Raw genomic sequence first — 12,493 nt, 5'->3', positions numbered from 1 at the left:
CCGCTGGGGCCGATCCTGGGCGTGGTGGAGCAAGCCACGCCGAACGGCGGGTCCCGCCAAGCTGCCCGATCAGTCCTTGCTTGCCTTGTGCCTAGCTTTTCTGCGCGCAATGCTGCCGACCACCAGCAAGCCGGCCATCAGCATGCCGTACGTCTCCGGTTCAGGCACCGGCACCGTGCTCGGATAGTGGTATAAGCTGGAGGAGGTGCTGGCATGGAGCTGGCCGGTACCGCCGGCCGTACCGGTTTCGAACTGGCCGTGCAGAAACCGGTTGCGCATGCCGTCGCTGCTCCTCAGGTTGGTGGAAAATTCCTGCTGGCCCACGACGCCATTGATGATGGTGTCGAGACTGCCGCCGATACCGGCAAGCGCCCTCGACTGCGTGATGCCTTCTTCCTGCACGAACGTATCGGCCTGCGCCGAGAACGAGAGCCGGGTCGACGGCGACAAGGTGAAGCGGAGCGTCTGCCATGTGGAAACGTCCGACGACAGTTGGCCGGCCACCGCGTTGGCGTGCGTTTCGGAATGCATGCTGGTGGCGCCATTGGTCGCGCTGACGCTGCCGTTGGCGAACACTTGGCTGACCGTGTTGAAGCCGTTCAGATAGCTGCTGCCGCCGGCGCCGTTAGCATAGAAGCTGAAGTAGCCGCTCGCTTCCGTGTTGGAAAAGGTGATGCTCGGGGTGATATTGTCGGTCAGGTCCAGGTCGATCAGCTGGAACTGGATATTGTTCAGGCTGGCGGCCGCAGTGCCATAGACCGCATGGGCCGGTGCGCAGGCCAGCAGGCCGGCTGCGAACAGGCCGGCGACGATCTTGAGTGGATGGGCAGGCATGGAATTCTTTCGTTGGAGGTGGCGGTGGGAGGGATTGGCAGTGAACGCGGCTGTCATGCCGTTGCCGCGCTCACGGCGCGGCGGCGGCGTGCCACGGCGCCCAACACGAAGGTGCCGGCGAGCAGCATGGCGTAGGTCGACGGTTCCGGGACCGGGCTGGTGACCGGGCCGGACAGGATTGCGTAGGTCTGCAGGAGGAAGCGGCCCTCGGCCACTCGATCATCGCTGCTCAGGCTGCCGTACAGCTTCATGCTGGCCGATCCCTCGCCGGTACCGTAGTCATTCCTGAAACTGTCCGAGACGCCGTCGGGCGTGCCCCACAGGGCCCCTTGCATGGCGACATAGCTGCTGGCGTAGTCGAAATACCCCAGTTTTTCCTGCGAGACGGTCCCCACGGCGGTAAAGATCAGCTGAGTATTCGGGCTCAGCGTAAACGTGGCGGAACGGAAGCTATCGTTCCTGTAAGCGTGGTAGGTGTTATCGAGCGGTAGGGGATGATTGACGCTTGCCGTGGAGCCCACCGTGCTGTCGGACAAGGTCCCGTGGGCGGAGCCGAAGGCGTTCTCGATCGAGGTCGCGCCGGCCTGGTCGAGCGTTTGCACCTGGCCCGCGCCGCGCGTTTCGATCGACCAGGTCTGCCTGGTGAAGGTGATGGATGGAGTAATGCCATCGTTCAAGTCCAGGTCGACCAGCTCCAAGCGGAAGTTAGCGATGGTGGCGTTCGCCGTACTGCTTGCCGCATGGGCGGGCGCCCACACGGCGGCCAGCGCCGTCAGCGCGCAGAAAGAGAGTTTGGTGAGATGCGGGTGCATGGTAGCCTTAAGAAAACTGCCTGCCGAGGATCGGCAGGCAGTTGACTAGAATACATCACCTCGCGCCATCATTTGATGATTGACATGTAACATTTATTATTTCGCCACGCGCCATCCGCTGCGGTTTGCCAGCGCGGGGCGCCGGCTTGCCCGGTGACGCTGCCCGCGCGCCTGCTCGACCTCACTGCGGCGCTTACCCGGGTGGCGCTTACCCGCGCCGCGCTCTCCCGCGCGCCGAGGCGAGCACCAGCCGTCTGGCGGCCAGCATGCCACGGGTTGCCGGCTCGGGTGCCGGCGGGATCAGGCTCGACGAATAGTTGTAGTAGCGCATGTCGGTAGTGGCGGTCGGGATGCCCGTGCCGACGAACGCTCCCGTACTTAACATGCCTTCCAGCAAACCGCTGCGTGCGCCCCCCCCCGCGTCCTCGCCCCTAAAGATTCGTGCGGAAAAATCCTGGCGACCCCTCGACCCGGTCAGTTGCACTCAGCGGCGCCGGGCGCGCCACATGGCCGCGAAACGGCGCAGGATGCGGGTTGGCCGCATGCTGTGGCGGCCGCCCCGTCCGCGCCGCCGGAACGCCTTGATGGCCCGGCGCAGGCGGTCGCGCAGCATCGCCGCCGTCCCGCTGGTGCGCTGGTAAGCCAGTGTGCCCTTGAGCTTGCCGACCCACTTATCCTTGAAGGTCATGAACGCGGCATGCCAGCGCGCGAACCACGCCAGGGTCATGAGGCTGGGCAGGGTCAGCGAATACAGGCGGGTGACGGCCGCCGCGCCGCCGATCTTGGCCAGCACAATCACCAGCACGCCCGTCACCGGATGGCCGTTGGCAATCGCGATCAGGGCCAGCAATTTCACCGGAAACAGCAGCACGGCGGGCAGGGCGAAGGCGCCCAGGGCCCAATACGGCGGCAGGGCCCGGATGCGCGCATCGAACTCGCGCACCGGCGGCCAGCGCGCGATGATGGCACCGATCCGGGTGCCGAGATCCCATAGCCACTCTTCCAGCAGCAGGATCAGCGCCGCCAGGTAAACCAGCGGTGTGAGCAGCCGATAGCGGCGTCGCTTTGCTTGTGTCATGGTCCTCCCTTTGGTTTCATGATACGTGAAAACCCGGCCGGCGCCGAAATAGGGTATCGCCCGGACAGGAAGCGCGCGCGCCATTACAATGAGACACATGAATAAAGCATTTGTCAAAGAATCGGATGAGGACGACGAGGAAGCCATTGCGCTCGCGCAAGCCATTCCCGCGGGCGCCAAGAATTACATCACGCCGGCCGGCTACCAGCGCATCAAGGATGAACTGCTGCAGCTGATCGATGTGGAGCGGCCCGAGGTGGTCAAGGTGGTGCACTGGGCGGCCTCGAACGGCGACCGTTCCGAGAACGGCGACTACATCTACGGCAAGCGGCGCCTGCGCCAGATCGATGGCCGCATCCGTTTTCTCACCAAGCGCATGGATTCGGCCGCCGTGGTCGATCCCAGCGTTCAACACGGCAACGACCAGATTTTCTTCGGCGCCACCGTCACCTATGCCAACAGCGCGGGCGAGGAACACACCGTCACCATCGTCGGCATCGACGAACTCGATCCCCTGAACGGCAAGATCAGTTGGGTCTCGCCGGTGGCGCGCGCCCTGACCAAGGCCAGGGAAGGCGATCTGATCACCTTGCAGACGCCGCTCGGCCCGGATGAGCTGGAGGTAATCGCGGTGCACTACCCGGCCCCCGCCGCGGACTGATTTTTTATTTTAGCGAGTTGCCGATGTCGATTTCCCATGCCACTTTCAACCACGCCTTGCGCATACCGCTGGCGGCCGAAGTCCATTCGCGCCCGTCCTTGCGCCTGAACGGCCCTGAAACCCTGACCCACCTTGCGGTCTACGCGCGCGACGAGGCCGATGCCGATGCGCATCAGCTGGCCTGCCAGAACCAGTTGCTGGGCGCGCTGTGCCGCTATTTCGGGGTGGCGGCGCCGCATCCGGAAGCGCGCTATTTTTTCCATGATTTCGGCAGTTTCCGCCTGCAATGGGAATCGCATACGGAGTTTTCCACTTACACCTTCGCTGAACAGCGCGCCAAGCCGGTCGCGGCCGAGCAAGGGTTCGAGCAGGTACCGCTGCGCCATATTCCCGATGAGTGGCTGCTGAGCCTGGAAGGCAAGGTGATGGCCGCCACCCACGTGAGCTTGCAGCAGGTGAGCGCCTCCTTGACCGAGATGCGCCACGTGTTCGGCGCCAATCTGCTGGTCGGCTGCGACAGCCAGAATTTCGCCAAGGTCTGGACCGATTTCGCGATTGCGCCCGACGGTTTCGGCCGGGTCGTGATCCAGGACCTGGGCATGCAATACCAGCAGGCCGGGCGCTTGGTGCAGCGGGTGCTGGAAATCGAAACTTACCGCATGATGGCGCTGCTCGGCTTGCCGCAAGCGCAGCTGGCCGCGCCCGTGCTCAACGGCATCGAGGCCGAGCTGGCGCGCTTGTCGGCAGGCATGACCGATGCCAGCGAGGTGGTATCGGACGCGCCCGATGCGCCCGACGACGAACAGATTTTGCTGCAAAAGATCACGGTGCTGGCGGCGCGCATGGAAAAGCTGGCGCTGGAAAACAGTTATCGTTTCGCCGCCTCGAAAGCGTATTACCGGCTGGTGCAGGCGCGCATCGAGGAATTGCGCGAAGCGCGCATTCCGGGGGTGCCGACCATCCGCGAATTCATGGACCGGCGCCTGGCGCCGGCCATGAACACCTGCGAGTCGACCGTGCGGCGCCAGGAAGCGCTGGCCGAGCGCATCGGCCGCACCAATGACTTGCTGCGCACGAGGGTGGGCATCGTGCAGGAACAGCAGAACCGGCGCATCCTGGAGTCGCTCAACGCGCGCGCGGCCCAGCAGCTGCGCTTGCAGCAGGCGGTCGAGGGGCTGTCGGTGGTGGCCATTTCGTATTATTCGATCGGGCTGATCGCATATGCGGGCAAGGCGCTGAAGGCGGCCGGGGTGCCGATCAATCCGGACATGGTGACCGGCGCCGCCATGCCGGTGATGCTGGCCATCGTCTGGCTGGGGCTGCGCCGCATGCATCACCATGTGAGCCGCTAGGCTTATTCCTTCTTGAATGTGGCGCCCCCCGGCTGCTGGTCGATTGACTTGCCTGGCGCGAAGATCCAGGACGTGGTCGAAAATTCCAGGTCGGACCAGCTCATGCCGTTGTCGCGCGATTCGCTGCGCAGCACGGCGCTGACCGGGCAGGAGGGGGGCTTGCCGTCCCGGGCATCGCTGGCGCAGGCCTGCGGCACCAGCGGATATTCCAGCCCGATCAGTTTGCCGCGACGGGTGAGTGCGACCTTGATGCCATACGTTAGGTGCTGACGCATCAGCAATTGCATCACCTGGCGCGGCGGGTCGCCCGGGAACCAGATCTTGTCCGGGTATGAAAAGCGGGTGAAGCGCTTGCCATCCTGGTCGAGCATGGTGATGCCGATGTAGGGAATGCTATTGGCCAGGCCGGCGCCGTTGCAGACCTGATCTTGCGCGGGGCCCGCAGCGGCCGTCGGCAAGTCCATGAGCAAGGCCAGGTCGGGGTCCACGCCGATGGGCGCGCGGCCCGGTGCGCCGAGGTAGGTAATCGAGGCGAGCGGCACGAAGGGCGGCAGTTCGTGCTCGTCATCCGACAGCATGCCGGAGAGCACAAATTCGGATTGATCGGGCAGGCGGCAACGCAGTACCAGTTGCTTGCCCTGTGCCAGCAGCGCGCGCCGTTCCTGGACCTTGTCGGCGATGGTGGCGGCGCCGGGCTTGGCGGCATCCGGCTGGTCCAGTGCCGAGGCGCCGATGGTGAACAAGCGGGACTCGCTGGTGATGACCGGCGCGCTCCAGCTTTCCCCCTGGTCGGTGGACAGCGTTTGCGACACGTGCGAGAGCGGTTGCCGGTAAAAATCGGCATCGGCATAGTGGCCCCAGTCCCACCGGGTCAGCGCAACTTCGACCACCCAGGTGGCGCCCTGCACCGCCATGCGCGCATAGCCGGGGTAGCTCAGCGCGCGGCGGGCCGATGCGCGGTTGGCCTGCTTTTCCACGTCTTTATCGTAATGCGGCTTCGCTTGCACGGATGTCAGCTGGCCCTCGGCAACCTTACGGTATTGCCCATATTCGGCCCCGCTCGCATGCACGGCGCCATCCCGGACGTAAAAATTGGCGCACATTTCGGCTGGCGTACCGGAATCGTCGGTGCGGCGCATCGAGGTGATGCCCAGCTCGACCGGAGCGGCCCCGTTCGGCCCGAGGTAGCGCGTGGCGTACTGGGTATCGCAGACGTCTGGATGATTGCCGTAGAGCGCTTTGCAGCTTCCCTCCATCAGAATGCGGCCGCCCTGGGGCAGCAGGCATTCCAGGCGGTCCTGGGCAAAGCCGGACTGGGCGTGCAGGGCCAGCACCAGCACGGTCACGAGAGAGGTTTTCATTCGCTGCATTTTTTCGGACATGGCTGCTCAAGCGGCTTGGCGCCGTTCTCATCGCGGTTACGGTAGTTGCGCAGGCTGCGCGCGGAAGGATGGGCAAGGCCGGCTTGCCGTGCGAGCGCCATGCCGGTCTTGAAGAAGTAGGGCGTGGTGTCGATGCTGGCCGGCTGCCAGGTTGCGCCGCGGTCGGTTGAGGTCATGCGCAGCACGGCGCTTACCGGGCACTGCAGATCATTGCGTGCGGCGCAGGCCGGCGCGCCGGTCGCGTACAAGGGCAGTTCCTGCACCAGCTTGCCCTGGCGGATGGCCATGGCGCTGTTTTCATCCATCAGGTGCAGGCCGCGCTGCGTTAACTGCGCATCGACGCGCTGCTGTTCCACCTCGTCGTTGCCCATGCCGGGAGGCGCCGGTACCCAGAAGCGTGTTTCTCCCGGCATGCGCAGGGAAGCGCCGGTGCCTGGCTGGCCTTCATACAGGCCCAGGCGGGCGCACAGTACTTCCATATTGGCGCCTTGCTCCAGGGGTCGATACGCCAGTTCGGCGCCCGTGTCCACCAGTTCGCTCTTACCGCGCGCGCGGTAAGACACCTTGAAGCCATCCTGCTCCTCGCGCGCGCTGGCATGGCGCGCGAACACCGCCAGCGGCGTCCACTGATGGCTTGCCCGGAGAATGAAGGCGCTGCCATCGGCCAGCTCGCATTCGACGGTTTCGGTGCGCTCGACGGCGCAGGCTTCGCCCATGAACGCGGCGGCAAGCCAGAAGGAGAGCGTGTGCAGAAAACGGCGATATCCCATGGCATGGCTTCCGGACAGTTGATGAGAATGGGCAGGGCAGGCGATGTTAACACACGACGGTCGCCCGGCATCCGTCGGATTGAAAAGGTAGTAATGTTGACCTTGCGGATGCCATGCCAATCAGTTGAATCCGAATCCACGTTGCGGCCGAATAAGAGATCAGTTTGTATAATCGCCTCCCATTTCCTCACAGGCCCGCCCATGCACGATTTCCGACTTGTACGCCATCCTTTGAGTGCCTTGCTGCTGGGCGCGTCGGCCCTGGTCCACGCCGACGAGCCGGCGCAAGCGTTGCCGCAGGTGGTGGTAGCCGCCTCGCGGATCAGCCAGCTGGGCGTGGCCGATTCCGCCAATGCCGGCGTGGTCACCCAGCAGCAACTGGCGGCGCGCTCGGTGTACCGTCCCGGCGAACTGCTGGAAGCGACACCAGGGCTGATCGTCAGCCAGCACAGCGGCGAGGGCAAGGCCAACCAGTTCTACCTGCGCGGCTTTAACCTCGACCACGGCACCGACTTGCGCACCACGGTCGACGGCATGCTGGTCAATCAGCGCAGCCACGCCCACGGGCAGGGCTGGACCGATCTGAATTTCCTGATTCCCGAACTGGCCAGCCGGCTCGACTACCGCAAGGGGCCGTACTACGCCGACGAAGGCGACTTCGCCGCGGCCGGCGCGCTGGCCGTGCGTTATGCCGACACCCTGGCGCCAGGCATCGCCAGCCTGGGCCTGGGCCAGAACGGCTACCGGCGCGCGCTGCTGGCCGATTCGCCCGCGCTGGGCAAGGGCAAGCTGCTGTACGCGCTCGAATCGTTCCATAACGATGGCCCGTTCACGCGCGGCGATGATTACAACAAGCTCAACGGCGTGCTGCGCTTCAGCCAGGGCGACGCCGCCAATGGCTTCAACGTCACGGCCATGGCTTACCGGGCGCGCTGGAACGCGAGCGACCAGATTCCCCGGCGCGCCTTGGACGATGGCCGCCTGGGGCGCTTCGATACGGTCGATACGAGCGATGGCGGCAGCGCGCGCCGCTACAGCCTGTCCGGCGGCTGGCACCTCGCTTCGGCGGTGGGTGTGACGAAGGTCAATGCGTCGGTGGTGGCCAACCGGCTGGCGCTGTACTCGAACTTCACGTATTTTCTGGACGACCCGCTCAATGGCGACCAGTTCAGCCAGCCGGACCGGAGGGTCACCAGCGCCCTGAACGCCGAGCACCGCTGGGGCAGTCACCGGGTCGGCGTCCAGTTCCAGAACGACAATATCCACAACGGACTGTACGACACCGTCGCGCGCCAGCGCCGCGCCACCACGCGCGAGGATCATATCGTCGAGACCAGCGCCGCCGTGTTCTACGACAACAGCACGCGCTGGACGCCCGTGTTGCGCTCGGTGGCCGGGGTACGCCTCGACCATTATCGTTTCGATGTCGACAGCATCCTGCTTGACAACAGCGGCCGCGCGAGTGCCAACCGCGCCAGTCCGACCCTGAGCCTGATTGTCGGCCCGTGGCGCCAGACCGAGCTGTACCTGAACGCGGGCACCGGCTTTCACAGCAACGACGCGCGCGGCACCACGATTCGCACCGACCCGAAAAGCGGCGAGGCGACCGAGCGGGTGACGCCGCTGGTCAAGGCGCGCGGCTATGAAGTGGGCCTGCGCAGCGAAGCGCTGCCCGGCTTGCAAAGTTCGCTGTCGCTGTACCAGCTCGATGTCGATTCCGAACTGGTATTCGTGGGTGACGCGGGCAGCACCGAGGCGGGCCGGCCGAGTCGGCGCAGCGGCGTCGAGTTTTCCAATTACTACAAGCCCAACGACTGGATGAGTATCGATGCCGATGTGGCATTTGCGCGCGCGCGCTTCCGCAATGCCGACATGGCCGGACGGCGCATTCCCGGCGCGGTCGAGGGCGTGGCCTCGCTGGCGCTGGCGCTCGACAGCCTGGGGCCGTGGTTCGGGGCGCTGCAGCTGCGCTATTTTGGCCCGCGTCCTTTGATCGAAGACAACAGCGTGCGTTCGCGCTCGACGGCCACCGTGAACGGGCGTATCGGCTACAAGCTGGGCAAGCGTCTCAAGCTCGAACTGGAAGGCTTCAACCTGGCCAACCGGCGCAGTTCGGCGATCGATTATTTCTACGCATCGCGCCTGCAAGGGGAGGCCGGGGCGGTCGAGGACATCCATTTCCACCCGACCGAATCGCGCTCGTTCCGGCTGACCTTGAGTTCGTCGTTTTGAGGCGTGCGGAGCAAGCAGGCTGATAGACTGCGATGCGAGTACCTTATAGAACAAGAATAGTCTATCAACCAACATCCCAAGCGCGCGCAGGCCGACGCGCTGAGCGCATCGCTACGGCCGAACGTCACGCCGTGCTCGACTCCGCGATGCCGCTGGCCCGGCCGGACGCCGGCTTGCAGCATTACAGCGACCATTTGCACATGCTGCGGCGCTGGTTGTCTCCCTTGGAAGCCTGGCTGGCGCGTTACAGCGATGGTCCGCAGGGCGAGGCCAGCTTCCCGGCGGTGGCGCGGGTTGCGCTGATCGATGCCGATCTGGCCGATCCGGCGCTGGCCGGAGTGCGTGCCGATACGCGGCCCGAGGACGACACCGTCTGGCCGGTTGACGCCAGCGCGGCGTACCGCCGGGGCGTGACGTATGTGATCGAAGGCTCGTAGCTGGGCGGGGCGGTGCTGAACCAGCGCCTGGCGGGGCCGCTGGCGCCGCATCCGCTGCGCTATCTGCGCAGTGGGACGGAGGGGTCGGGGCCGCGCTGGCGCAGCTTCATGCTGGCGCTGAGAGAGAGCGTGAAAAGCGAAGGGGAGATTGCCGATGCGTGCAGGGGCGCGTGCGATGCGTTCGACCGGATTTTGGCGATGAGGTAATACAGATGAAGGGGGCAATGCCAATCCCCAGCCAAACCGTCATTCCCGCGCAGGCGGGAATCCAATTTTGAACCGCAGCCACAGACGGTTCGACAAACTTGGGTTCCCGCCTGCGCGGGAACGACGGTTTTTAAGTTAGCGGGACAATCCATTGCTGGCTGCGCAAGCTAGTGTAGAGCGCGCGAACTAATTGCGCTCGCGTTCCACCCTGGTCACCCCTACCACGCGTCGCAGATTCCTGATCAGGTGCGCCAGATGCACGCGGTCCTTGATCTGAATCGTAAACCGCAGCTGCGTCATGACGTGTTCTTCATCCTCGTCCATGCCCACATACGAAATGTTCGCATCCGATTCGCCAATCTCGGCGGCCACGCGCGCCAGGATGCCTTTTTCATTATTAATCAGTAGCCTGATCCGGCAGTCGAAGCGGCGGTTCAATTCCCCGCCCCACTGCACGGAGATCCAGCGATCCGGCTCCTTGCCGCGCAGCCGCTTGGCGCCGGCGCAATCGCTGGTATGGACGATCAAGCCCTGGTCGCGCCGCAGCTGCCCGATGATCTGGTCGCCCGGAATCGGCAGACAGCAGGGCGCCAGCTGCACCGATACGCCTTCGCTGCCATAAATGGTCACCGGATCGAGTTCGCCCGGCGTCGCATGCGGATGGGCCGGCAAACTCACCAGATCGTCATCGACCAGGCCGAAAATATGCCGCGCCACCAGCGCCGCCATGCGCTTGCCGATGCCGATGTCCGCATACAGCTCATCCATCGACTTGGCCGACGATTCATTGAGCAGCTTCTCGACGGTCGGTTCCGGCAAGTCCGGCTGGATATTGAGCGCCGTCAATGCCTGCGCCAGCAATTCGCGGCCCAGCTCGACGGACTCGTTCAGGTTGATCGTGCGCAGATGGTGGCGGATCGCCGAACGCGCCTTGCCGGTGCGGACGAACGCCAGCCACGTCGGACTCGGCTTCGAATCGGGATCGGTCACGATCTCGACGATGTCGCCATTGCGCAACTCGGTACGCAAGGACGCCGCTTCGTTGTTGATCTTGACTGACACCGTATGGTCGCCGATGCCGGTGTGAATCGTGTACGCAAAATCGAGCGCCGTGGCGCCGCGCGGCAGGGCGATGATCTTCGACTTGGGCGTGAACACATATACCGAGTCGGGGAACAGGTCGACCTTGACGTGCTCCAGGAATTCGGCCGAGTCGCCGGTCTGCTGCTGGATGTCGAGCAGCGATTGCAGCCACGCATGGGTCTTTTGCTGCAGGTCCGACAGGTTCGACTCGCCATTCTTGTACAGCCAGTGCGCGGCCACGCCGGACTCGGCGGTGCGGTGCATTTCCTGGGTGCGGATCTGGAACTCGACCGGCGTGCCGTAGGGGCCGATCAGGGTCGTGTGCAAGGATTGGTAGCCGTTGAGCTTGCGGATCGCGATGTAATCCTTGAACTTACCCGGCATCGGCTTGTACAGGCCGTGCAGGGTCCCCAGCGCCACGTAGCAATTGGCGAAGCTGTCGACCACCACCCGGAAACCGTACACATCGAGCACCTGCGAGAACGACAAGTGCTTGCTGCGCATTTTTTTATAGATGCCGTACAGGGTTTTTTCGCGCCCGTAGACTTCGGCCGGCAGTTCGGCGATGGCTAAGGTGTTCTTGACCGATTCGAGAATCTTCTTGACCACTTCGCGGCGGTTGCCGCGCGCCGCCTTGACGGCCTTGGACAGGGTACGGTAGCGCACCGGATACAGGTGCGAAAACGCCAGGTCCTGCAATTCGCGGTAAATATTGTTCAGGCCCAGACGGTGCGCGATCGGCACGTACACTTCCATGGTTTCGGACGCGATGCGGCGTTTCTTGGCCGGCGTCATGTGCTCCAGGGTGCGCATATTGTGCAGGCGGTCGGCCAGCTTGATGAGGATCACGCGCACGTCGGACGCCATGGCCAGCAGCATCTTGCGGAAATTTTCCGCCTGCGCTTCGATCAGGGTCTGGAATTCGATTTTTTCGAGCTTGGACAGGCCGTCGACGAGGCTGGCGACGGGGGCGCCGAAGCGCTCGATCAGCTCATCTTTCTTGACGTCCTGGTCTTCCATCACATCGTGCAGCAGCGCGGCCATGATGGCCTGGGCGTCGAGCTTCCAGTCGGCGCAGATTTCGGCCACGGCGATGGGATGGGAAATATACGGTTCGCCCGACTTGCGGACTTGTCCAAGGTGCATCTCGTCGGAAAAACGATAGGCTTCCTTGACCTTCTTGAGTTCGGAGGCGGTGAGGTACTCGCTCAGCTTGGCCGACAGCTGGGAGACCGATGCCACACCAGGAGCGGGAGCGGCAGGGAGCGCGGCCTCTTGCGCCTTGGTGGCGGCGCGCGAGGACCGGGTCTTGGGTGTGCCTGAGAGTGTCGTATCCGGAGGAATCAGATTCATACGCAAAGTCAATCAGCCGAAATGTGAAAAAAGAAAATCAGGATGGCTTGTTGACACCGTTCGGGCACGAAAAACACTTACATCGGAACCTTTTTCAGCATCTCGATACCGACCTTGCCGGCTGCGATTTCACGCAGGGCGACGACGGTTGGCTTGTCCTTGGCTTCCACCTTTGGAGTGTGGCCTTGCAACAACTGACGTGCGCGATAGGTCGCGGCCAGGGTCAGTTGAAAGCGGTTAGGGATATGCTTCAAGCAATCTTCAATGGTAATGCGGGCCATGTAATTTCCTC

General features: G+C 64.0%; 13 protein-coding genes. 5 read left to right on the top strand and 8 right to left on the bottom strand.

Features of this window, described 5'->3' with window-relative positions; genetic code table 11:
• Positions 1–69: 69 nt before the first annotated feature.
• The 4 genes from IV454_RS00515 to IV454_RS00500 all read right to left on the bottom strand — a co-directional run bounded on the left by IV454_RS00515 (position 70) and on the right by IV454_RS00500 (position 2,724).
• A complete protein-coding gene (locus IV454_RS00515) occupies positions 70–834 on the bottom strand; it encodes a PEP-CTERM sorting domain-containing protein (protein ID WP_206089724.1) in 765 nt (254 codons plus the stop codon).
• 53 nt (positions 835–887) lie between these two features.
• A complete protein-coding gene (locus tag IV454_RS00510; protein WP_206089723.1) occupies positions 888–1,646 on the bottom strand; it encodes a PEP-CTERM sorting domain-containing protein in 759 nt (252 codons plus the stop codon).
• A 208-nt stretch (positions 1,647–1,854) separates the two neighbouring features.
• Positions 1,855–2,031 (bottom strand): hypothetical protein, encoded by a 177-nt coding sequence (locus IV454_RS00505; protein ID WP_206089722.1) that lies wholly within the window; start codon positions 2,029–2,031, stop codon positions 1,855–1,857.
• A 99-nt stretch (positions 2,032–2,130) separates the two neighbouring features.
• Positions 2,131–2,724 (bottom strand): hypothetical protein, encoded by a 594-nt coding sequence (locus IV454_RS00500; protein WP_206089721.1) that lies wholly within the window; start codon positions 2,722–2,724, stop codon positions 2,131–2,133.
• 97 nt (positions 2,725–2,821) lie between these two features.
• Between IV454_RS00500 and greB the strand changes: the two genes are divergently transcribed.
• Positions 2,822–3,385 (top strand): transcription elongation factor GreB, encoded by a 564-nt coding sequence (gene greB / locus IV454_RS00495; RefSeq protein WP_054264102.1) that lies wholly within the window; start codon positions 2,822–2,824, stop codon positions 3,383–3,385.
• A 23-nt stretch (positions 3,386–3,408) separates the two neighbouring features.
• Positions 3,409–4,737 (top strand): DUF3422 family protein, encoded by a 1,329-nt coding sequence (locus IV454_RS00490; protein WP_206089720.1) that lies wholly within the window; start codon positions 3,409–3,411, stop codon positions 4,735–4,737.
• A gap of 2 nt (positions 4,738–4,739) precedes the next feature.
• Here the strand turns inward: IV454_RS00490 and IV454_RS00485 are convergent, their stop codons facing one another.
• Positions 4,740–6,098 (bottom strand): hypothetical protein, encoded by a 1,359-nt coding sequence (locus IV454_RS00485; RefSeq protein ID WP_206089719.1) that lies wholly within the window; start codon positions 6,096–6,098, stop codon positions 4,740–4,742.
• Positions 6,095–6,889: a hypothetical protein gene (locus IV454_RS00480; protein WP_206089718.1), complete on the bottom strand. Its 795-nt coding sequence runs from the start codon at positions 6,887–6,889 to the stop codon at positions 6,095–6,097. Before IV454_RS00480 ends, IV454_RS00485 begins: the two co-directional genes overlap by 4 nt.
• 201 nt (positions 6,890–7,090) lie before the next feature.
• Here IV454_RS00480 and IV454_RS00475 point away from each other — a divergent pair, with 201 nt between their 5' ends.
• The 3 genes from IV454_RS00475 (at position 7,091) to IV454_RS32585 (ending at position 9,765) form a co-directional block, all read left to right on the top strand.
• Positions 7,091–9,121 carry a TonB-dependent receptor gene (locus tag IV454_RS00475; protein WP_206089717.1) on the top strand — a complete coding sequence of 677 codons (2,031 nt, stop codon included), beginning with the start codon at positions 7,091–7,093 and terminating at the stop codon, positions 9,119–9,121.
• A gap of 131 nt (positions 9,122–9,252) precedes the next feature.
• Entirely contained in the window at positions 9,253–9,558 is a 306-nt protein-coding gene (locus IV454_RS32590) for a heme oxygenase-like domain-containing protein (protein ID WP_229521979.1), read from the top strand.
• A 12-nt stretch (positions 9,559–9,570) separates the two neighbouring features.
• On the top strand, positions 9,571–9,765 hold the full coding sequence (locus IV454_RS32585) for a heme oxygenase-like domain-containing protein (protein ID WP_229521978.1): 195 nt from the start codon (positions 9,571–9,573) through the stop codon (positions 9,763–9,765).
• A gap of 186 nt (positions 9,766–9,951) precedes the next feature.
• Here IV454_RS32585 and IV454_RS00465 read toward each other — a convergent pair whose 3' ends face one another.
• Both IV454_RS00465 and rpoZ read right to left on the bottom strand, forming a co-directional pair.
• Positions 9,952–12,201, bottom strand: coding sequence for a RelA/SpoT family protein (locus IV454_RS00465; RefSeq protein WP_206089716.1), 2,250 nt, complete (start codon positions 12,199–12,201; stop codon positions 9,952–9,954).
• Positions 12,202–12,278: 77 nt separating this feature from the next.
• Positions 12,279–12,482 (bottom strand): DNA-directed RNA polymerase subunit omega, encoded by a 204-nt coding sequence (gene rpoZ / locus IV454_RS00460; RefSeq protein WP_054264095.1) that lies wholly within the window; start codon positions 12,480–12,482, stop codon positions 12,279–12,281.
• Positions 12,483–12,493: the final 11 nt, after the last annotated feature.

The organism is Massilia antarctica (genome assembly GCF_015689335.1).
In the GTDB taxonomy this organism is placed as follows: Bacteria; Pseudomonadota; Gammaproteobacteria; order Burkholderiales; family Burkholderiaceae_D; genus Telluria_A; species Telluria_A antarctica.
This window is presented reverse-complemented; position numbering and strand designations above follow the sequence as displayed.